18 protein-coding genes, 1 tRNA gene, 1 other RNA gene and 1 pseudogene are annotated in these 19,804 nt (G+C 38.6%); 18 read left to right on the forward strand and 3 right to left on the reverse strand.

The genetic code is table 11. The annotated features are described in order from the left end of the window. Positions 1 to 27: 27 nt before the first annotated feature. Both JFU54_RS06230 and JFU54_RS06235 read right to left on the reverse strand, forming a co-directional pair. A complete protein-coding gene (locus tag JFU54_RS06230; RefSeq protein WP_201063993.1) occupies positions 28 to 516 on the reverse strand; it encodes a YhcN/YlaJ family sporulation lipoprotein in 489 nt (162 codons plus the stop codon). A 106-nt stretch (positions 517 to 622) separates the two neighbouring features. After that, complete coding sequence (locus tag JFU54_RS06235; protein ID WP_000216167.1) at positions 623 to 829, reverse strand: DUF1657 domain-containing protein; 207 nt, start codon at positions 827 to 829, stop codon at positions 623 to 625. Between the two features lie 912 nt (positions 830 to 1,741). Here JFU54_RS06235 and JFU54_RS06240 point away from each other — a divergent pair. From JFU54_RS06240 to eno, 11 genes are all read left to right on the forward strand, one after another. Then, on the forward strand, positions 1,742 to 1,942 hold the full coding sequence (locus JFU54_RS06240) for a hypothetical protein (protein ID WP_002129884.1): 201 nt from the start codon (positions 1,742 to 1,744) through the stop codon (positions 1,940 to 1,942). A 285-nt stretch (positions 1,943 to 2,227) separates the two neighbouring features. Further along, positions 2,228 to 2,303 (forward strand) — tRNA-Arg (locus JFU54_RS06245). Between the two features lie 400 nt (positions 2,304 to 2,703). Next, positions 2,704 to 2,970: a hypothetical protein gene (locus JFU54_RS06250; RefSeq protein ID WP_002143723.1), complete on the forward strand. Its 267-nt coding sequence runs from the start codon at positions 2,704 to 2,706 to the stop codon at positions 2,968 to 2,970. Between the two features lie 510 nt (positions 2,971 to 3,480). Further along, on the forward strand, positions 3,481 to 4,788 hold the full coding sequence (rpoN, locus tag JFU54_RS06255) for an RNA polymerase factor sigma-54 (protein WP_002016074.1): 1,308 nt from the start codon (positions 3,481 to 3,483) through the stop codon (positions 4,786 to 4,788). A gap of 9 nt (positions 4,789 to 4,797) precedes the next feature. Continuing rightward, positions 4,798 to 5,043 (forward strand): glutaredoxin family protein, encoded by a 246-nt coding sequence (locus JFU54_RS06260; protein WP_002144911.1) that lies wholly within the window; start codon positions 4,798 to 4,800, stop codon positions 5,041 to 5,043. A 135-nt stretch (positions 5,044 to 5,178) separates the two neighbouring features. Continuing rightward, positions 5,179 to 6,207 carry a gapA transcriptional regulator CggR gene (gene cggR, locus JFU54_RS06265; RefSeq protein WP_061673724.1) on the forward strand — a complete coding sequence of 343 codons (1,029 nt, stop codon included), beginning with the start codon at positions 5,179 to 5,181 and terminating at the stop codon, positions 6,205 to 6,207. Between the two features lie 26 nt (positions 6,208 to 6,233). After that, a complete protein-coding gene (gene gap / locus JFU54_RS06270) occupies positions 6,234 to 7,238 on the forward strand; it encodes a type I glyceraldehyde-3-phosphate dehydrogenase (RefSeq protein ID WP_002016071.1) in 1,005 nt (334 codons plus the stop codon). Positions 7,239 to 7,377: 139 nt separating this feature from the next. Next, on the forward strand, positions 7,378 to 8,562 hold the full coding sequence (locus JFU54_RS06275; RefSeq protein ID WP_002016070.1) for a phosphoglycerate kinase: 1,185 nt from the start codon (positions 7,378 to 7,380) through the stop codon (positions 8,560 to 8,562). Positions 8,563 to 8,594: 32 nt separating this feature from the next. Beyond that, on the forward strand, positions 8,595 to 9,350 hold the full coding sequence (gene tpiA, locus JFU54_RS06280; protein ID WP_201063995.1) for a triose-phosphate isomerase: 756 nt from the start codon (positions 8,595 to 8,597) through the stop codon (positions 9,348 to 9,350). Beyond that, on the forward strand, positions 9,347 to 10,876 hold the full coding sequence (gene gpmI, locus JFU54_RS06285) for a 2,3-bisphosphoglycerate-independent phosphoglycerate mutase (protein WP_002129880.1): 1,530 nt from the start codon (positions 9,347 to 9,349) through the stop codon (positions 10,874 to 10,876). Before tpiA ends, gpmI begins: the two co-directional genes overlap by 4 nt. Positions 10,877 to 10,906: 30 nt before the next feature. Further along, on the forward strand, positions 10,907 to 12,202 hold the full coding sequence (gene eno / locus JFU54_RS06290) for a phosphopyruvate hydratase (protein ID WP_002034740.1): 1,296 nt from the start codon (positions 10,907 to 10,909) through the stop codon (positions 12,200 to 12,202). A 50-nt stretch (positions 12,203 to 12,252) separates the two neighbouring features. Here the strand turns inward: eno and JFU54_RS06295 are convergent. Beyond that, a pseudogene (locus JFU54_RS06295) lies at positions 12,253 to 13,202 on the reverse strand (nucleoside hydrolase). Positions 13,203 to 13,488: 286 nt separating this feature from the next. Between JFU54_RS06295 and JFU54_RS06300 the strand changes: the two are divergent. From JFU54_RS06300 to ssrA, 7 genes are all read left to right on the forward strand, one after another. Continuing rightward, entirely contained in the window at positions 13,489 to 13,866 is a 378-nt protein-coding gene (locus JFU54_RS06300; protein WP_201063997.1) for a CidA/LrgA family holin-like protein, read from the forward strand. Then, on the forward strand, positions 13,863 to 14,555 hold the full coding sequence (locus tag JFU54_RS06305) for an LrgB family protein (RefSeq protein ID WP_002129877.1): 693 nt from the start codon (positions 13,863 to 13,865) through the stop codon (positions 14,553 to 14,555). Before JFU54_RS06300 ends, JFU54_RS06305 begins: the two co-directional genes overlap by 4 nt. Positions 14,556 to 14,649: 94 nt before the next feature. Next, positions 14,650 to 14,883, forward strand: coding sequence for a preprotein translocase subunit SecG (gene secG / locus JFU54_RS06310; protein WP_002016062.1), 234 nt, complete (start codon positions 14,650 to 14,652; stop codon positions 14,881 to 14,883). A 161-nt stretch (positions 14,884 to 15,044) separates the two neighbouring features. Continuing rightward, a complete protein-coding gene (locus JFU54_RS06315; protein WP_162836430.1) occupies positions 15,045 to 15,785 on the forward strand; it encodes an alpha/beta hydrolase in 741 nt (246 codons plus the stop codon). A 221-nt stretch (positions 15,786 to 16,006) separates the two neighbouring features. After that, positions 16,007 to 18,445: a ribonuclease R gene (rnr, locus tag JFU54_RS06320; RefSeq protein WP_374100959.1), complete on the forward strand. Its 2,439-nt coding sequence runs from the start codon at positions 16,007 to 16,009 to the stop codon at positions 18,443 to 18,445. Between the two features lie 216 nt (positions 18,446 to 18,661). Further along, on the forward strand, positions 18,662 to 19,129 hold the full coding sequence (gene smpB, locus JFU54_RS06325) for an SsrA-binding protein (RefSeq protein ID WP_002089531.1): 468 nt from the start codon (positions 18,662 to 18,664) through the stop codon (positions 19,127 to 19,129). A 125-nt stretch (positions 19,130 to 19,254) separates the two neighbouring features. Then, positions 19,255 to 19,609, forward strand: a transfer-messenger RNA (tmRNA) gene (gene ssrA, locus JFU54_RS06330). Positions 19,610 to 19,804 lie beyond the last annotated feature (195 nt).

The following is a 19,804-nucleotide window of genomic DNA, read 5'->3' on the forward strand; positions in this document are numbered from 1 at the left end:
TGAATCCTTCCTTCTCTTTTAGAAAGCTTAAATATTAGATCCCATTTCTGATTGAATGAGTTTTAACTGTTCTTTAATGCCATCCTTACTCACTTTCTTTTTCTTAATTTTGTTTTCAAGTTCTTCTATGAGCATAAAGATCTTTTTGTCTGTACTTACACGAATATCGAAAGTAGGGTTTTCATTACTTAGCTTCTTTTTTAATTTACTTCTTAAAGGCTTTAAACCAAATCTTTCGTGATGTTCAGGTTTAACGGCTATGTAAAGATCTAAATTTGTATTAACTGCGGTAGCTTCTGTAATTCCCTCTATAGTGAGAGCCTTCTTCTTAGCTTCTTGCGATATAGATTGATTAAAGGATTCTGTACTCATTTTTGTTAACTTAGGGCCCTTGTCTTCTTTCGTTCGTTTAGCTTCTTCTTTCTTTACCTTTTTATCTAACGGGCTATTATCACATCCGGTAAGTGAACCGAATAGGAGCATAAATAACGCGGTTATGATTCCGAGTTTTCGCATTATAATCATTCCATTTCTATTGCATTATGTAATTTGAGAAAAAAGGATGATTGCATATCACCCTTTTTCTCAAATTGTGTACCATTAGATACAATGGCACTTTTGGTTATTGCTGTGTGTATTGTGGTTCTTCTTGCTGGACTTCTTCAACACGTGGGTTTAAAGAATCAATAATTGTTTGTGTTTGCTGCGCAGCTGTTTGGAAAAGTTGCTTTGCTTGTTGGTTATCCGTATCAAGAGCGAATCCCTCTAAGCTAGCTTGTGCACTTTTTAATCCAGAAACAGTTTGCTTTAGTTTTGTAATTACAGTCATTGAATGAAGCCCCCTTTGGAATATCAATTCAAAGATTATAATTTGTGAGTTGGGGTGAATTTATGATTGGAAAATTTAGGTTTTTGAAGTTGAAGCTTTGATTCAAGCGTCAATGAATTCTTTGTTATAGTGGCGCTTTATAAGATGGAAGAGGATGATATGTAATTCATGATGTAGGTATGTTACCTGTTGAAGATTAAAAAGTAACTGAAAATTACATGAGGTTAAATTTCTGGTTATTCACAAAAAACATATCGATAAAATATATATATTTCTATTATTGTAGTTATTTTTAATTTGAAATAAAATTTTCTTGTATAGTAAAAAAAAGGATGTGTTCAGTTTTAAAAAAATAATATCTTCATTATCTTATTCGTTCAATCGAAGTCATTCACGAAAGAAGAACGTTATTAAATCAACGTTTCTTTTAATGCATAAAACATTTACGAATTGTTTTGTTCATCGAAAGTCTTGCGAATTCTTTTAAATCAACGTTTAGAAGAGAAAGTCGAAAGTAACAAAAGTCATTTATGTTGTATTCGTCATTCATCAAAATGAATACGCTATTCACCACAAGCCAACCCAAACGAAAATTTTCCGAACCCTCCAAGCCACCCCGCTGAGCCGTCGCAGGAGTCCCTTAGAGATAGTATTTGTGATTTTTGAATCAGGGGGGTGATCTCTCGCGAAGTCCTGACACAGCCCAGCGAATTGTCTTTTACCCAATTCTCGCCGAGTTTCTACTATCAAAGAAAATAACGTTTCTAATGCGATTGCGCAGCCGTTATCGGAACTTACCCCCGACAGTGTGTTAAAATTAATCGAAGCGGAAAACGAGGATCTCCAATTGACTGGACGTGTAATCGGTTGGACAGTTTAAGAGGGTTGTATAAAAAGGGAGATGGCGCAAAGATGGTGAGATCAAAAGAGAATGATTTAACGGAGAAATTGGCAGAAGGTCACCGAGAATATGGTGACGGCAACTTTACAGTACAGAACATCGGTGATGAAACTAACCCGAATTGGACTGTCGTAAAAAATGTGAGGAAGGGATCGGCAGGCATTCGTGAAGGGGAAGATATATTTAGTCTGCGATCAAAATATATAAAATAGTGCGGAGATGGGCGGGCATCACTTCGCCTGTCTTTTTTTTATAGACTATATGCGTTCTATTTCGATTTAAGTAGATTAAGGGGGAACGAAAGAAGGAAAACTGCGCGCTAAAGCTAGTGTAGAAGAGGTTTTTATGCTTGCGTATTAGGTTAGCGTCAGGATATAATATCCATATGTAAAGAAGCGAACGTCTACGTGTTGGTGTTCGTATCCTACGTTTAACTTTCGGTAAGAACAAGTCGGAAGAAGACGGAGGCAAACCGTTGATATTATCGTAATAATCATGCGCCCATAGCTCAGTCGGATAGAGCGGTGGTTTCCGGTACCACGTCTGCCGGGGGTTCGAATCCCTCTGGGCGCGTTATGTATTGTTGTTGTGATGTGTTCTATTTAAAAGTATTGAGTAAATAGCACATAATAGCGTGAAGAACGTGTTGAAAATTAATAGTAAATCTAAAGAAACCCCTTGTATGTGATTAGAAATAATCGTGTATAGGGGGTTTTTCGTTATGAAAAGAATTAAAGAGTGAAATGCAATTCAAATCAGAACAGATTTTAGCACTAAAAGAAATTGTAACGAGATATATTGCACAAGCGTATTGTTAAGTTGCTGAACGAAGATATGACACGTAAGATAGTAGTGATTCACAAAGCAATAGGGACAGGCTAGCCGTCTTTGCCAGTAAGCTGAAGTTTAATAAAAGTGATCATCTTTCGTTGGCATTATCGGACTTTCTTGACCGTTATGAAGGAGAAGAAGAATGAAAAAAGGTTCTCGCAAGCTATTTGAAATAAAATCGTTTCTTACATGTATTGAAGAAGAGGAGTGCGGAGAAAAGGTCTATTATGTAACGATGGAACATCACAACAGTAGTGTGACTCGTCACAAGATAACGAAAGATGATGCATTCGAAATGTTAGTTGCGTATGCAAAAGGAATACCTGAAATCATGGAGGTCTTCATGGAAGATGAAAATTTCAATGAAGTTTATAAGATAACGGCATCGCTAGGTATTTATTGCAGTTAAGTAAAAAGTACATGTCATAAATGTTGTTCACTTGTAAGAATAGACCCTGGAAAAATAACTCAGAGGTAATCCAAGTCACAATTCGAAAATTACACAAAGCAGATAAACAAGAAAGTATCTTTATAGCAAATCGCAACGCTGTGAATTTGGTGCGTGTGGTACTCGTAGAGGATACGAACGGAATTAATCTATCAAATGAAAATGCGACAATGGTGAAGAAACGTGTAATATTCGATATGTACTCGCCATTGTAAAAAAGGTCTGAACTTACAAGTATAAGTTCAGACCTTTTTTTATTATCACTTGTTATATCTGATAATAAGATTTACTATTAGTATGTGGTAATAACTTTTATGCGTTATTATTTTCTTTCAATATTATTCAAATTTAGGTTGTAAGATGTAAATCTCATTAATACATATAAATTAATAATATTTTGGAATGGGTGTCTGCGATAGGATTCTCCTTTTACCAAACTTATTGTACAATAGAAACAAGGGGGAGATTAGTTTGAAGGCAAGTCTTTTACAAGAACAAAGCTTACGTTTGGCAATGACACAAGAGTTAAGGCAAGCGATTACAATGCTCCAGTATAATGTACAAGAATTATCGGAGTTTTTGTATGAGCAATCGTTAGAGAATCCCCTTATTGAGTTAGGTGGTTTTGAGAGGGAGAAGAAAAAGAGCTCTAACACAAGTAAAAGTACCCGCAAACAAGTCGAGAATCAAATGGAAATCTACAGTGTGGATTCTACAACGATTCAGCAACATTTATTAAATCAACTACAGTATTATAAAATAGATGAAGAAGAGCGAAAAGCAGCTTCTTTCATTATTATGAACATGGATGGAAATGGCTATTTACAAGAAACTAATGAAGAGTTATCAGAGCTTCTTTCTGCGCCAATTGATGTAGTGGACTGTTCCGTGGAGCTTGTTCAATCGTTAGAGCCAGCAGGGGTAGGTGCGCGTAATATTCAGGAATGTCTATCAATCCAATTGAAGCGCTTACAAAGAAGAAATGGGTTAGCGGAAGAAATTATAGATGATCATTTTAATTATTTCGTTAAGAAAGATTGGCGAAAGCTCGTTCAAGTGTTGAAGTGTACCAACGAGGAATTACAGGATGCGGTGAACTGTATTACATCATTGCAGCCGAAACCAGGTCTTGCATTTTCTTCTGATAAACCACTTTATATCGTGCCTGATATGGCGGTAAAAAAAGATGGCGATCATCTCGTTTTACAGATGAATGAGAGAAATATGCCAAGAATTGAAATTCACTCTGAGTATAGTGCGTTACTAAATAATAGTGAAAGTGAAGTGGCTTCTTACGTATCGGAGAAGTATCAGCATGTGCAATGGATTATGCGCAGTTTGAAACAGAGAAAACAAACACTCTTACAAGTGATGAATATTATTATGGAAAAACAGCATGATTTCTTCTGGGGAGGTCCAGAGTATTTAAAACCACTTGCTTTAAAAGAGGTGGCGGAAGAGTTAGGTGTGCATGAGTCTACAATTAGTCGTGCAACGCGTAATAAATATGTACAAACGCCGCACGGTTTATTTGAGATGAAATCGTTCTTTAGTAATTCTATTTCTACGACGGAAGATGAGGCGGTTTCTACAAAGCGTGTGAAACAATTCATTCAAACGCTTGTTGGAGCAGAAAATAAGAAAAAGCCACTTTCGGATCAAAAGATTTCAAAATTATTAGAAGAAGAGCATGAAATCGTTATTTCTCGCAGAACGGTTGCGAAATATAGAGAACAAATGCATATTCCTGCTTCGTCTCTAAGAAAAACAATTGGATAGGTGAAGAAGATGAAGGTTGTACTATATACAAAAAAAGATTGTGGTCTTTGCGTGAAGGCCAAACAAATTTTAAAGGAAGTACAATGTGAATATTCTTTTCAAATTGAGGAAATAGATATATATGAAGATAATGACCTTTTAGAGAAATACCATCTAATGATTCCTGTTGTAGAAATAGGCGGAAGACAAGTAGAATATGGTAACATTCACAAAGGTGTCATAATAAACTATATAAACAATGCAGTTAAGAGTTGAATAAGTTTCTGTCTCCTGTTACAATAATACACGTAGCAGGGATTATTTTTTTAACCTAAGTGGGACGGAAAATGTCACTACGGGACATAAAGTGACCACGAAAGGAAATGAACCGATGCAGTGAGGAGAAAAGATATGCGCTCATGGATTCAGAACACAAAAAAATTATTACCTGATCTGCTACCTGTTATGCAAACGAGAATGCAAGTGCTTCAGTACATTAGGCTTATGCAGCCGATTGGAAGAAGAAACTTATCTGCAAGTCTCGGTATGACAGAACGAGTATTGCGAAGTGAAGTTCAAGTTTTGAAAGAACAAAACTTAGTTCACGTCGCTTCTTCTGGAATGACTTTGACAGAAGAAGGAACAGCTTTAGTTCTTGCTTTGGAAGACTTTATGAAAGAAATTTCCGGGTTAAAGGTTTTAGAAAAACAACTTAAGGAAACATTAGACTTGGATGAAGTTTTCGTTGTCCCTGGTGATAGTGATGAATCACCTTGGGTCAAACTGGAGATGGGCCGTGCTTGTGTGACTTGTATAAAAGACCGTCTGACAGTGAATAATATCGTTGCTGTGGCTGGAGGAAGTACGCTAGCTGCTGCTGCGGACATGATGCAACTTGATTGCAAAGATTTACATATGCTATTTGTCCCAGCACGTGGTGGAATTGGAGAAGGTGTCGAGTTAGAAGCCAATACCATTTGCGCCAAAATGGCACAAAATACGATGAGTAATTATCGCTTATTGTATGTTCCAGATCACGTTAGTAGCGAAGCATATGCGTCTATTGTAACAGAGCCCTCCGTGAAAGAAGTTCTTGAGTTGATTCGATCTTCCAATATCGTCATTCATGGAATTGGTGATGCGTTAACAATGGCACGTCGCAGAAATACTTCAGAAGCAGATTGGTTAAAGATTCAGGCAAGCGAAGCAGTTGGCGAAGCTTTCGGTTACTACTTTAATGAACAAGGAAATGTTGTTCATAAAGTAAGAACAGTTGGTATGCAACTTGAAGATTTACAACATGTATCTCACGTTGTCGCAGTCGCTGGAGGTTCTTCAAAAGCAAAAGCAATACAGGCTGTAATAAAGCAAGGGCACACTTCAATTCTAATTACAGATGAAGGTGCAGCAAAACAATTAACAAAGGGTATTACCCTTTAATATAATCCCCCAAGGAGGAAATTTAAATGACTAAAATTGGTATTAATGGATTTGGACGTATCGGACGTAACGTATTCCGCGCAGCTCTTAACAACTCTGAGGTAGAAGTAGTAGCAATCAACGACTTAACAGATGCTAAAACATTAGCTCACCTTTTAAAATATGATACAGTTCACGGAACTTTAAATGCAGAAGTATCTGCTAACGAAAACAGCATCGTTGTTAACGGTAAAGAAATTAAAGTTATCGCTGAGCGTGACCCAGCTCAATTACCATGGAGCGACTACGGAGTAGAAGTAGTAGTAGAATCTACTGGCCGTTTCACTAAAAAATCAGACGCTGAGAAACACTTAGGTGGATCAGTTAAGAAAGTTATCATCTCAGCTCCAGCTTCTGACGAAGATATCACTGTAGTTATGGGTGTTAACCACGAACAATACGATGCAGCTAACCACAACGTAGTATCTAATGCTTCTTGTACTACAAACTGTCTAGCTCCATTCGCTAAAGTATTAAACGAAAAATTCGGCGTAAAACGCGGAATGATGACAACAATTCACTCTTACACTAACGACCAACAAATCTTAGACTTACCACATAAAGATTTACGTCGTGCTCGTGCAGCAGCTGAAAACATGATCCCAACATCTACTGGTGCTGCTAAAGCTGTAGCATTAGTATTACCAGAACTTAAAGGTAAATTAAACGGCGGCGCTGTACGTGTTCCAACTGCTAACGTTTCTCTTGTTGACTTAGTTGTTGAACTTGACAAAGAAGTAACAGTTGAAGATGTAAACGCAGCATTCAAAGCAGCTTCTGAAGGCGAATTAAAAGGTATCCTTGGATACAGCGAAGAGCCATTAGTATCTATCGACTATAACGGATGTACAGCTTCTTCTACAATCGATGCATTATCTACAATGGTAATGGAAGGTAACATGGTTAAAGTACTTTCTTGGTACGATAACGAAACTGGTTACTCTAACCGCGTAGTAGACCTAGCTGCATACATGACTTCTAAAGGTCTTTAATTCTTAAGTATATAAGCAATCAATGACAAAACGAGGGAGAGGGTTTGTTCCCTCTCTCTCTTCTTTCGTTTTAGAAGCAAATGTGTTAAGCTTTTGAATGGGTTTTGTCAATCCTAACTAGTAGTCGGAGGGAAATCCAATGAACAAAAAATCAATTCGTGACGTAGATTTAAAAGGTAAGCGTGTATTTTGCCGCGTTGATTTCAACGTACCTATGAAAGAAGGCAAAATTACAGATGAAACTCGTATCCGTGCAGCTCTTCCTACAATTCAATATTTAATAGAGCAAGGTGCGAAAGTAATTTTAGCAAGTCATTTAGGCCGTCCAAAAGGTCAAGCAGTAGAAGAATTGCGTCTTACTCCAGTAGCAGCACGTTTAGGCGAGCTTCTTGGTAAAGATGTTAAAAAAGCGGACGAAGCATTCGGACCAGTTGCACAAGAAATGGTTGCAGCAATGAACGAAGGCGACGTATTAGTTCTTGAAAACGTACGTTTCTATGCGGGCGAAGAAAAGAACGATGCAGAACTTGCGAAAGAATTTGCAGCTCTTGCTGATATCTTCGTAAACGATGCATTCGGTGCAGCTCACCGTGCTCACGCTTCTACAGCAGGAATCGCAGACTACCTACCAGCAGTATCTGGTTTATTAATGGAAAAAGAGTTAGATGTATTAGGTAAAGCACTTTCTAACCCAGAACGTCCATTCACAGCTATCATCGGTGGTGCGAAAGTAAAAGATAAAATCGGTGTAATTCGTCATCTATTAGACAAAGTAGATAACTTAATCATCGGTGGCGGACTTGCTTACACATTCGTTAAAGCATTAGGTCATGAAATTGGTCTATCTCTATGTGAAAACGACAAAATTGAACTAGCTAAAGAATTTATGCAACTTGCAAAAGAAAAAGGCGTAAACTTCTATATGCCAGTTGATGTTGTAATCACAGAGGAATTCTCTGAAACTGCAACAACTCAAATCGTTGGTATCGACTCTATCCCTTCTACATGGGAAGGCGTGGACATCGGTCCTAAAACACGTGAAATTTATGCAGATGTAATTAAAAACTCTAAGCTTGTTGTATGGAATGGACCAATGGGTGTATTCGAAATGACTCCATTCGCAGAAGGTACAAAAGCAGTAGGGCAAGCATTAGCAGATGCAGAAGATACATACTCTGTTATCGGCGGTGGTGACTCTGCAGCAGCTGTTGAAAAATTCGGTATGGCTGATAAAATGAGCCACATTTCTACTGGCGGCGGTGCGTCATTAGAATTCATGGAAGGTAAAGAACTTCCAGGTGTAGTTTGTCTTAACGACAAATAAGTAGCAGCCAAAGAAAAAGGACGGTGCAAAGCATGCGTAAACCAATTATCGCAGGTAACTGGAAAATGAATAAAACTCTATCTGAAGCAGTTAGCTTCGTAGAGGAAGTTAAAGGTCAAATCCCAGCAGCTTCAGCTGTTGATGCAGTAGTTTGTTCGCCAGCTCTATTCTTAGAGCGCTTAGTAGAAAAGGCTGAAGGAACTGACTTACAAGTAGGTGCACAAAACATGCACTTCGAAAAAAATGGTGCATTCACTGGCGAAATTAGCCCAGTAGCACTTAGCGACTTAAAAGTAGGCTACGTAGTACTTGGCCACTCTGAGCGTCGTGAAATGTTTGCTGAAACAGACGAGTCAGTAAATAAAAAGACTCTTGCAGCATTTGAACATGGTTTAACACCAATCGTTTGTTGTGGTGAGACTTTAGAAGAGCGCGAAAGCGGAAAAACATTTGATCTAGTAGCAGGTCAAGTAACAAAAGCACTTGCAGGTTTAACAGAAGAGCAAGTTAAAGTAACTGTTATCGCTTATGAGCCAATCTGGGCTATCGGTACAGGTAAATCTTCTTCTTCTGCAGATGCAAATGAAGTATGTGCGCACATCCGTAAAGTTGTTGCAGAAGCTGTTTCTCCAGAAGCTGCAGAAGCTGTTCGTATTCAATACGGCGGTAGCGTAAAACCAGAAAACATTAAAGAGTATATGGCACAATCTGACATCGACGGCGCTTTAGTTGGCGGTGCTAGCTTAGAGCCTGCTTCGTTCTTAGGTCTTCTGGGGGCGGTAAAATGAGAAAGCCAACAGCTTTAATCATTCTTGATGGTTTCGGACTACGTGAAGAAACTTACGGGAATGCTGTAGCACAAGCTAAGAAACCTAATTTTGATGGTTACTGGAACAAATTCCCTCACACAACGCTTACAGCTTCTGGTGAGGAAGTAGGTCTTCCAGCAGGTCAAATGGGTAACTCAGAGGTTGGTCACTTAAATATCGGTGCGGGCCGCATCGTATATCAAAGCTTAACACGCGTAAACGTTGCAATTCGTGAAGGTGAGTTCGATCAGAACGAAACTTTCCAAAATGCAATTAAAAGCGTGAAAGAAAAAGGTACTGCTCTTCATTTATTCGGTTTACTTTCTGATGGTGGTGTGCACAGTCACATGAACCATATGTTTGCTCTTCTTCGCTTAGCAGCAAAAGAAGGCGTGGAGAAAGTATATATCCATGCATTCTTAGATGGCCGCGATGTTGGACCACAAACAGCAAAAGGTTATATCGATGCAACAAATGAAGTAATTAAAGAAACAGGAGTAGGACAATTCGCGACTATCTCTGGTCGTTATTACTCCATGGACCGTGACAAGCGCTGGGATCGCGTAGAAAAATGTTACCGTGCTATGGTGAATGGTGAAGGCCCTACTTATAAATCAGCAGAAGAGTGTGTAGAAGACTCTTATGCAAATGGTATTCATGATGAATTCGTATTGCCGTCTGTAATTGTTAACGAAGATGACACGCCAGTTGCAACAATCAATAATGATGATGCAGTTATCTTCTATAACTTCCGTCCAGACCGTGCAATTCAAATTGCTCGTGTATTTACAAACGAAGACTTCCGTGAGTTCGATCGTGGTGAAAAAGTACCTCACATTCCTGAATTCGTTTGTATGACACATTTCAGTGAAACTGTAGATGGTTACGTGGCATTCAAGCCAATGAACCTTGATAACACATTAGGTGAAGTTGTTGCGCAAGCGGGATTAAAGCAACTTCGCATCGCGGAAACTGAAAAGTATCCGCACGTTACATTCTTCTTTAGCGGTGGTCGTGAGGCTGAATTCCCAGGAGAAGAGCGTATTTTAATTAACTCACCGAAGGTTGCAACGTATGACTTGAAACCTGAAATGAGCATTTATGAAGTGACGGACGCTTTAGTAAATGACATTGAAAATGATAAACATGATGTTATCATTCTTAACTTTGCAAACTGTGATATGGTTGGCCATTCTGGGATGATGGAACCAACAATTAAAGCAGTAGAAGCAACTGACGAATGTTTAGGAAAAGTTGTAGAAGCGATTCTTGCAAAAGATGGTGTAGCACTTATTACTGCTGACCATGGTAATGCCGATCAGGAGTTAACTGCTGAAGGTGGACCAATGACAGCTCATACAACTAACCCGGTTCCTTTCATCGTTACAAAAAATGATGTAGAGCTTCGTGAAGGTGGTATTTTAGGAGATATCGCCCCAACAATGCTTACACTTTTAAATGTGGAACAACCGAAAGAAATGACAGGTAAAACAATTATTAAATAATTTGCTTATATAAAAAGGAGAGAATTTATTATGTCAACAATTATTGATGTTTATGCTCGCGAAGTCCTTGACTCTCGTGGTAACCCAACTGTAGAAGTAGAAGTTTACACAGAAAGCGGCGCATTCGGACGCGCTATCGTACCAAGTGGTGCATCTACTGGTGAGCACGAAGCAGTAGAATTACGTGACGGTGACAAATCTCGTTACCTTGGTAAAGGTGTTCTTAACGCAGTAAACAACGTTAACGAAGCAATCGCTCCAGAAATCGTTGGTTTCGACGTAACTGACCAAGCTGGTATCGACCGTGCTATGATCGAATTAGATGGCACTCCAAACAAAGGTAAACTAGGTGCTAACGCTATCCTTGGTGTATCTATGGCAGTAGCTCACGCAGCAGCTGACTTCGTAGGTCTTCCATTATACCGTTACCTTGGTGGATTCAATGCAAAACAATTACCAACTCCAATGATGAACATCATCAACGGTGGTTCTCACGCTGATAACAACGTTGACTTCCAAGAGTTCATGATCTTACCAGTTGGTGCTCCAACATTCAAAGAATCAATCCGTATGGGTGCTGAAGTATTCCATGCACTTAAAGCTGTATTACATGACAAAGGTCTTAACACTGCAGTAGGTGACGAAGGTGGATTCGCTCCAAACCTTGGTTCTAACCGTGAAGCATTAGAAGTAATCATTGAAGCTATCGAAAAAGCTGGTTACAAAGCTGGCGAGAACGTATTCTTAGGAATGGACGTTGCTTCTTCTGAGTTCTACAACAAAGAAACTGGTAAATATGACCTTGCAGGCGAAGGCCGTACTGGCTTAACTTCTGCAGAAATGGTTGATTTCTACGAAGAGCTTTGCAAAGACTTCCCAATCATCTCTATTGAAGATGGTTTAGACGAAAACGACTGGGATGGTCACAAATTATTAACTGAGCGTATCGGTGATAAAGTACAATTAGTTGGTGACGATTTATTCGTAACTAACACTCAAAAACTTGCTGAAGGTATCGAAAAAGGTATCTCTAACTCAATCTTAATTAAAGTTAACCAAATCGGTACTTTAACTGAGACTTTCGAAGCAATCGAAATGGCTAAACGTGCTGGTTACACAGCAGTTGTATCTCACCGTTCTGGTGAAACTGAAGATGCTACAATCGCTGACATCGCAGTTGCAACTAACGCTGGCCAAATCAAAACTGGTTCTATGAGCCGTACTGACCGTATTGCTAAGTACAACCAATTATTACGTATCGAAGACGAGCTAGGCGAAATCGCTGTTTACGCTGGTTTACAATCTTTCTACAATATCAAACGATAATTGTAGAAAATAACGACAGACCGTGAGAAATCACGGTCTGTTTTTTTTTGCTAAAATTGTTCGTCTGTCATAAGTGACATGAAGTATTTAAAGAAGAGATTATAATCAAAATCGATAGCAATTTGCTGCGAGGGCCGATTGGTGAATGGGTTTGATCCTACTAAAGAGCGGAAATCACCGATGCTTGCTCCTTGAGCGTAAGATTCGGTCATGACGGTAATTGGTGATTTGTAGTAGGTAAACATAGAATTATCAAGTAAAGCTAATATCGGTATCGTGTCATGAAAAGGGCAGCCTTTTAATTGTGGTAAAATTTTTTCGTAATATCCATAGTAGTAATGATCGAATAGAGGTTTGACGAGAGAAGCCTTTCCTTTCGCCTCAATATATTCAGCCATATCAGGTGTAACGATGGAATACTGAGTTACATTTAACGGATATATGTACATGTTGGATGCAGATTGTAATACAATGTTAGCCGCGATTGGATCGCCATAAAAATTCGCTTCTGATACGGGAGTTACATTACCTGGGTGCAGAAAGGAACCACCCATTACATAATAAGATTTAATTTGCTGCATTAAGTTTTTACATAAAATAAATAAAGCAGCTAGGGAAGTGAGTCGCCCTAAACTTACAATGATTAGTTCGTCTTTATACTGCTCGATAAGAGGGATAACTTCAAAAAAATTCTCCATTTCTCCGTTTTGTAACTTTTCATTTTGGATGATTGGCCCTAACCCTTCTTTACCGTGAATATTAGTAAAAAAAGCGGGTGGACCTCCATTGAGAGGACGGTCTGAACCACCAAATATTTTCATATCTCTATTTCTTGATTTTCGTTTAAGAAAATGAGCATTTTGTACGGCCATTTCTTTTGGAACATTGCCGTAATCAGCGACAATCCCAACAATTTCAATTTCATCGATAAAGAATGCGAGGAGGAGGGCTATCGCATCGTCGATTCCAGGATCACAAAAATGAGAATTTTTTTAGACATACGTTCACCACCTATCTTTATATATATATGTGTGCTAGAGAGAAGGCAGAATAAAAATGGAGTGAAGGATTTTGTTTTATTAAAATAATAACCAGCAAAATTCAGAAAATATAAACTTTATATATTAGGTCAAGGTTTTTGACGTAAATTACATTAGGAAACGCAGTCATATCAAGGGTGTAAGCGTATAATATAGTGGGTTTTCGTTGTCGATTTGATAAATTGCAGGTTTTTACAATTTATACTATGATAAGGATATTAACAGAAGATCGTATAAACATGAGGGATGATGAACATGAAACTTACAAAGATTCTTGTCCAAATTGCTGCTCTTTATGTATTTTATATGGTTGGAAATTGGGTGCAAGAAATATTGAATCTTCCGATTCCAGGAAGTTTGATTGGGATGTTCCTCCTACTTGTTTTGCTTAGCCTAAAAGTACTTCCAGTGAAATGGTTTGATTTAGGAGCAGAAACACTCGTTGCTATTATGCCGTTTTTATTAATTCCGCCAACGCTTGGCTTAATGAATTACGGTGCTTTTTTTATGAGTAAAGGAATTTCCCTTTTCATTACAGTTGTAGCGAGTACGTTTTTAATTATTATTGTCGCAGGACATACAGGACAATATCTTGCGAATAGAAAGGAAAAAGAGACACAATGAGCCAAATATTAATCGGAATCGGTTGGGTTCTTTTTACGGTGCTATTATATCAATTATCTAAAAAAATCTACAAATTATTTCCAACACCATTTACCATTCCAATGCTTGTTGCAACAGGATTAATGGCTTTCTTATTTATAATGCTTGATATACCATATCAAAATTATATGGAAAGTGGTGGTGGCTGGATTGCGAAGCTATTAGGACCAGGTGTTGTAGCATTTGCAATCCCGCTTTATAAACAACGTCATGTTCTGCAAAAATATGTTGTACCAATTGCTGGTGGTGTATTAGTAGGTACAACAGTTGCTATTGCAAGTGATTTTGCTATCGCCACACTTATGGGAACAGATAAAAGCTTAATTTTATCTTCTTTACCAAAATCAGTGACAATGCCAGTTGCGATGAGTGTATCTGAACAAGTTGGTGGTGTCCCGTCCTTAACAGCAGCATTCGTCGTTATCGCAGGGATTACTGGAACGATTTCAGGACCAATTTTATTAAAATGGAGCCGTGTTACAAACTCAGTTGGTAAAGGAATTGGCTTTGGATGTGCGTCTCATATTATGGGTGTTATGAGAGCGATGAAAAATAATGAGCATGAAGGTGTTATTGGATCGGTAACAATGACATTAACAGCAATTTTGACATGCTTGCTTGGACCGTTATTCGCAATGATGTTCATGTAATAGAAGAAAAGCGAGAGCGATTCTATAGCTCTCGCTTTTCTATAGGATTTATGCTACATTTAAAATAACTGAATCTTTGTAGGAGGTACGCCAAGTGCATACGTTATTATCAGTTTTACTTATTATTGTATCGATTTTAATGATTGTTATGGTACTTATGCAGTCTAGTAATAGCTCAGGCCTTTCAGGCGCTATTTCAGGTGGTGCAGAGCAATTGTTTGGTAAGCAAAAAGCACGTGGAATTGAAGCGGTATTAAACCGTGTTACAGTTGTCTTAGCTGTACTATTCTTCGTACTAACAATTGGTGTTACGTACTTAAATTTATAAAATTAAAAGAAGAAGCGTTAGCGGATTATGCTAATGGTTCTTCTTTTTTTGATTTGTTATTCAAAAAAAGTTTCTAATTAGATTATAGAATTATAAATATGGTACACTAAGAATAGAAAGAATACGACTAGATTACAGAAGAGAAAGAGGAGAAGTACATGATGAAATTAGCATCTCCGAAACCATTTACATTTGAAGGTGGAGACCGCGCTGTTTTATTATTACATGGATTCACAGGGAACTCAGCTGACGTACGCATGCTAGGGCGTTTCTTAGAGAAGAAAGGCTATACTTGTCATGCACCAATTTATAAAGGACACGGCGTACCACCAGAAGAGCTTGTTCATACAGGCCCTGAAGACTGGTGGAAAGATGTAATGAATGCCTACCAGCATTTAAAAGATCAAGGTTACGAGAAAATAGCTGCGGTTGGATTATCATTAGGCGGAGTATTCTCATTAAAACTTGCTTATACATTACCGATTTTAGGTGTTGTACCAATGTGTGCACCGATGTACATTAAAAGTGAAGAAATTATGTACCAAGGTATATTGGCATATGCCCGCGAATATAAAAAGCGTGAGCAAAAATCACCAGAACGAATTGAGCAGGAAATGTTTGAATTTAAACAGACACCAATGAATACATTAAAAGCATTACAGGAGTTGATTCGTGACGTACGCAATAATGTTGATATGATTTATGCTCCAACATTCGTTGTACAAGCACGTCATGATGAGATGATTAATACAGATAGTGCTAACATTATTTATAACGGTGTAGAATCTACGTTAAAAGACATTAAATGGTATGAAGACTCTACGCATGTCATTACACTTGATAAAGAACGTGATGTGCTACATGAGGATGTATATAACTTCTTGGAGCAACTAGATTGGTAAGGTCTAGTTGCCTCTTTTTTTCATAAGGGAATTTTTATCCCGCTATTTGTAGGCTAATAATCAGTGGGGACGGACAAAAACCACTGGTTAAAGTTACACTTTATGAAAGCTGTAAAAAATCATTGGGAGATGATTAAAGTTTCACTTTATACATCCCCCATCTTTCGGATACACTAAATAATATAAGGGTTTAAAGGAGGTATTTCTGCTTGGAAGAAATCATGCAAGAACATATTGATAAGTTGTTATTATTTATGAGGGAAGAAGCGTATAAACCGTTAACGATACAAGAATTAGAATCGGCATTTGGAATCGAAGGCTCTGAGGGCTTTAAAGATTTCGTAAAGGCACTTGTAATGATGGAAGAGAAGGGGCTTGTTATCCGCACACGTAGTAACCGCTACGGTCTTCCAGAAAAAATGAATTTAGTACGCGGTAAATTAATTGGGCACGCACGTGGTTTTGCGTTCGTCGTTCCAGAAGAGAAGAAAACAGGAGATGATGATCTTTTCATCCCGCCGACAGAATTAAATGGTGCACTTCATGGTGATACAGTATTAGCACGTGTTAGCGCACAATCAAGTGGATCACGCCAAGAAGGCGCGATTGTTCGTATTTTAGAGCGTGGAACGAAGGAACTAGTTGGTACATATACAGAGTCAAAGAACTTTGGATTTGTTATACCTGATAATAAACGCTGGACAAGTGACATTTTTATCTTGAAAAGTGCATCTATGGGCGCTGTAGAAGGCCATAAAGTAGTTGTGAAAATTACGGGCTACCCAGAGAACCGTTTAAGCGCAGAAGGTGAAGTTATTCAAATTCTAGGTCATAAAAATGACCCAGGAGTAGATATTTTATCTGTCATTCATAAACATCATTTACCTTTAGCATTCCCTGAAGAAGTGATGGAGCATGCAAACAGTGTACCAGAAACGATTTCAGAAGAAGATATAAAAGATCGTCGTGATTTACGTGATCAAATGATTGTTACAATTGATGGTGCGGATGCGAAAGACTTAGATGACGCTGTTACAGTAACGAAGCTTGAGAACGGTAACTATAAGCTTGGCGTTCATATTGCGGATGTAAGTCATTACGTTCAAGAAGGTTCTCCAATTGATGTTGAAGCAGCAGAGAGAGCAACGAGTGTATATCTTGTAGACCGTGTAATTCCGATGATTCCGCATCGTTTATCAAACGGTATTTGTTCATTAAATCCGAAAGTAGACCGTCTGACACTATCTTGTGAAATGGAAATCAACAATCTAGGTGATGTTGTAAAACACGAGATTTTCCAAAGTGTAATTAAAACGACAGAGCGTATGACGTATGCTGACGTAAGAAGCATTTTAGAAGATGAAGACGAAGCGCTAATTGAACGCTACGAGCCGCTAGTGCCAATGTTTAAAGAAATGGGGCAGTTAGCACAAATTTTACGTGAAAAACGTATGCGCCGTGGTGCGATTGACTTTGACTTTAAAGAAGCGAAAGTACTAGTAGATGAAGAAGGAAAACCGACTGATGTTGTAATGCGTGATCGTTCTGTATCAGAGAAGTTAATTGAAGAGTTTATGCTTGTTGCGAACGAAACAGTAGCGGAGCATTTCCACTGGATGAACGTACCGTTTATGTACCGTGTCCATGAAGATCCGAAAGAAGATAAGCTTGAGCGTTTCTTCGAGTTTGTAACAAACTTCGGATATGCAGTAAAGGGACGTGCGAATGAAATACACCCTCGTGCATTGCAGCAAATTCTTGAAATGGTTCAAGGTCAGCCGGAAGAAATAGTTATTTCAACAGTTATGCTTCGTTCTATGAAGCAAGCACGTTACGATTCGAACAGCTTAGGACATTTTGGTTTATCAACTGAGTTCTACACGCATTTCACATCGCCAATTCGTCGTTACCCAGATACGATTGTTCATAGATTGATTCGTGAATACATCATTAATGGTAAAGTAGACAACGAAACGCAAGCGAAATGGCGTGAAAACTTACCTGAGATTGCAGAGCACTCTTCTAATATGGAACGCCGCGCTGTTGAAGCAGAGCGTGAAACAGACGAAATGAAAAAAGCAGAGTATATGGTTGATAAGATCGGTGAAGAGTATGACGGTATGATTAGCTCTGTAACAAACTTCGGTTTATTCGTAGAGCTTCCAAATACAATTGAAGGTCTTGTACACGTTAGCTATTTAACAGATGATTACTACCGTTATGACGAAAAACATTTTGCGATGATTGGAGAACGTACAGGTAACGTATTCCGCATCGGTGACGAAATTACAATTCGTGTTATTAACGTAAATAAAGACGAGCGCGCAATCGACTTTGAAATCGTTGGCATGAAAGGCACACCTCGTCGTAAGTTCAAAGATCGTCCGGTTGTGATTGAACAGCCAAGAACAGGCAGAAAGAAACGCGGTGGACGTAGCGAACGTAGTAATGAGCGCGGTGGTGAACGCGGCACAGGAAGAAAGTTTGATCGTGGTGGACAAGGAAAAGGAAAAGCATCTGCATCCACATCCGCTAGTCAGCCAGGGAAAAAAGATGGTAATAGTAATAGTAATAGTAATAGTAATGGTAATGGTAAGAAGAAAAAAGGATTCTTTGAAAATGTACCAGGATTCAAGAAGAAAAAGAAAAAGCGCAAGTAAGAAAAGAGTGGCTTCGCCTTACATTCTGAGCGAGCCACTTTCGCTTTTTGTTGGAATCCAGCTACAGTGGCTAGAATCTATTGGCCATTTCGCGCCCTCGGACGAAGCAAAAAGCGCTTCTTTGTCGGGAGCTCCAATGTCCAAAGATTCTGAGCGAGCCACTTTCGCTTTTGGTTTACATTTGTTACAATGGTAAAAATAGAGGAGGGACGTTATATGCCAAAGGGTACAGGTAAGGTTATTGCGCAAAATAAAAAAGCATTTCATGATTATTTCATCGAAGAAACATACGAAGCAGGGCTTGTCCTTCAAGGAACGGAAATTAAGTCGATTCGCGCTGGACGCGTGAACTTGAAAGACGCGTTTGCACGTATACATAACGGTGAAGTATGGGTTCATAATATGCATATTAATACATATGAACAAGGGAATCGTTTTAATCACGATCCGCTTCGTACAAGAAAGTTACTTCTTCATAAGAAAGAAATTGATAAGCTAGCAGGTTATGCAAAAGAAACAGGTTATGCATTAATTCCAGTTAGAATCTATTTGAAAAATGGATTTGCGAAAATGGCACTTGGTTTAGCAAAAGGTAAGAAGCAATATGATAAGCGTCACGATTTAAAAGAGAAAGAAGCTAAACGTGAAATTGCACGCGTGTTCCGTGATCGTCAAAAGATGTAATACAGATATTTACATTTGTAAAACGGCGCGCGTATGATATAATAACTTATGTAAGATTGTTGCACATTGAAAAACAGCTCTTAGTAGCTATCACGATATTTCTTCGTATGCTCCATTTTTATCATGGGGACGTTACGGATTCGACAGGGATAGTTCGAGCTTAGGTTGCGAGTCGAGGGGATCGGCCTCGTTAAAACGTCAAAGCCTATAATTGGCAAACAAAACAATCTTTCTTTAGCTGCTTAATTGCACTAAAGGTTCCTCCCTCCATCGTCCATGTGGTAGGGTAAGGGACTCAAACTAAGTGGACTACGCCGGAGTTCGCCGTCTGAGGGCGAAGGAAGAGAACAATCAGACTAGCAACTTGGAAGCCTGTCGATAGGCCGAAGAGTTCGCGAAATGCTAATATATCGACTACACTCGTAGAAGCTTAAGTGCCGATATTTTTGGACGTGGGTTCGACTCCCACCGTCTCCACCAATACATAACTGTTTGGTGGTTTTTTATTTTGTATGATATGAACCATAACTTTGCCAGAGTGGCGGGGGGATGGTTCTTTTTGTTTATGGAAAAGTTACGGTTCTAAAAATAGAATGTATCCAATTCTTCGTTTTCTTCAATTCCATTCTCAATGCATTTTGTGTGTGTCATCCCCTAACGATTACAATTTTCTCT

This window comes from Bacillus sp. TH19, from assembly GCF_016651075.1.
Taxonomy (GTDB): Bacteria; Bacillota; Bacilli; order Bacillales; family Bacillaceae_G; genus Bacillus_A; species Bacillus_A mycoides.

Coding starts and splice junctions, on each gene's coding strand:
- JFU54_RS06315 (WP_162836430.1), top strand. CDS start 15,045: ATGAAATTAGCATCTCCGAAACCATTTACATTTGAAGGTGGAGACCGC.
- rnr (WP_374100959.1), top strand. CDS start 16,007: ATGCAAGAACATATTGATAAGTTGTTATTATTTATGAGGGAAGAAGCG.
- JFU54_RS06250 (WP_002143723.1), top strand. CDS start 2,704: ATGAAAAAAGGTTCTCGCAAGCTATTTGAAATAAAATCGTTTCTTACA.
- JFU54_RS06230 (WP_201063993.1), bottom strand. CDS start 516: ATGCGAAAACTCGGAATCATAACCGCGTTATTTATGCTCCTATTCGGT.
- JFU54_RS06235 (WP_000216167.1), bottom strand. CDS start 829: ATGACTGTAATTACAAAACTAAAGCAAACTGTTTCTGGATTAAAAAGT.
- gpmI (WP_002129880.1), top strand. CDS start 9,347: ATGAGAAAGCCAACAGCTTTAATCATTCTTGATGGTTTCGGACTACGT.
- JFU54_RS06260 (WP_002144911.1), top strand. CDS start 4,798: ATGAAGGTTGTACTATATACAAAAAAAGATTGTGGTCTTTGCGTGAAG.
- gap (WP_002016071.1), top strand. CDS start 6,234: ATGACTAAAATTGGTATTAATGGATTTGGACGTATCGGACGTAACGTA.
- smpB (WP_002089531.1), top strand. CDS start 18,662: ATGCCAAAGGGTACAGGTAAGGTTATTGCGCAAAATAAAAAAGCATTT.
- cggR (WP_061673724.1), top strand. CDS start 5,179: ATGCGCTCATGGATTCAGAACACAAAAAAATTATTACCTGATCTGCTA.
- JFU54_RS06305 (WP_002129877.1), top strand. CDS start 13,863: ATGAGCCAAATATTAATCGGAATCGGTTGGGTTCTTTTTACGGTGCTA.
- JFU54_RS06240 (WP_002129884.1), top strand. CDS start 1,742: ATGGTGAGATCAAAAGAGAATGATTTAACGGAGAAATTGGCAGAAGGT.
- tpiA (WP_201063995.1), top strand. CDS start 8,595: ATGCGTAAACCAATTATCGCAGGTAACTGGAAAATGAATAAAACTCTA.
- eno (WP_002034740.1), top strand. CDS start 10,907: ATGTCAACAATTATTGATGTTTATGCTCGCGAAGTCCTTGACTCTCGT.
- JFU54_RS06275 (WP_002016070.1), top strand. CDS start 7,378: ATGAACAAAAAATCAATTCGTGACGTAGATTTAAAAGGTAAGCGTGTA.
- JFU54_RS06300 (WP_201063997.1), top strand. CDS start 13,489: ATGATGAACATGAAACTTACAAAGATTCTTGTCCAAATTGCTGCTCTT.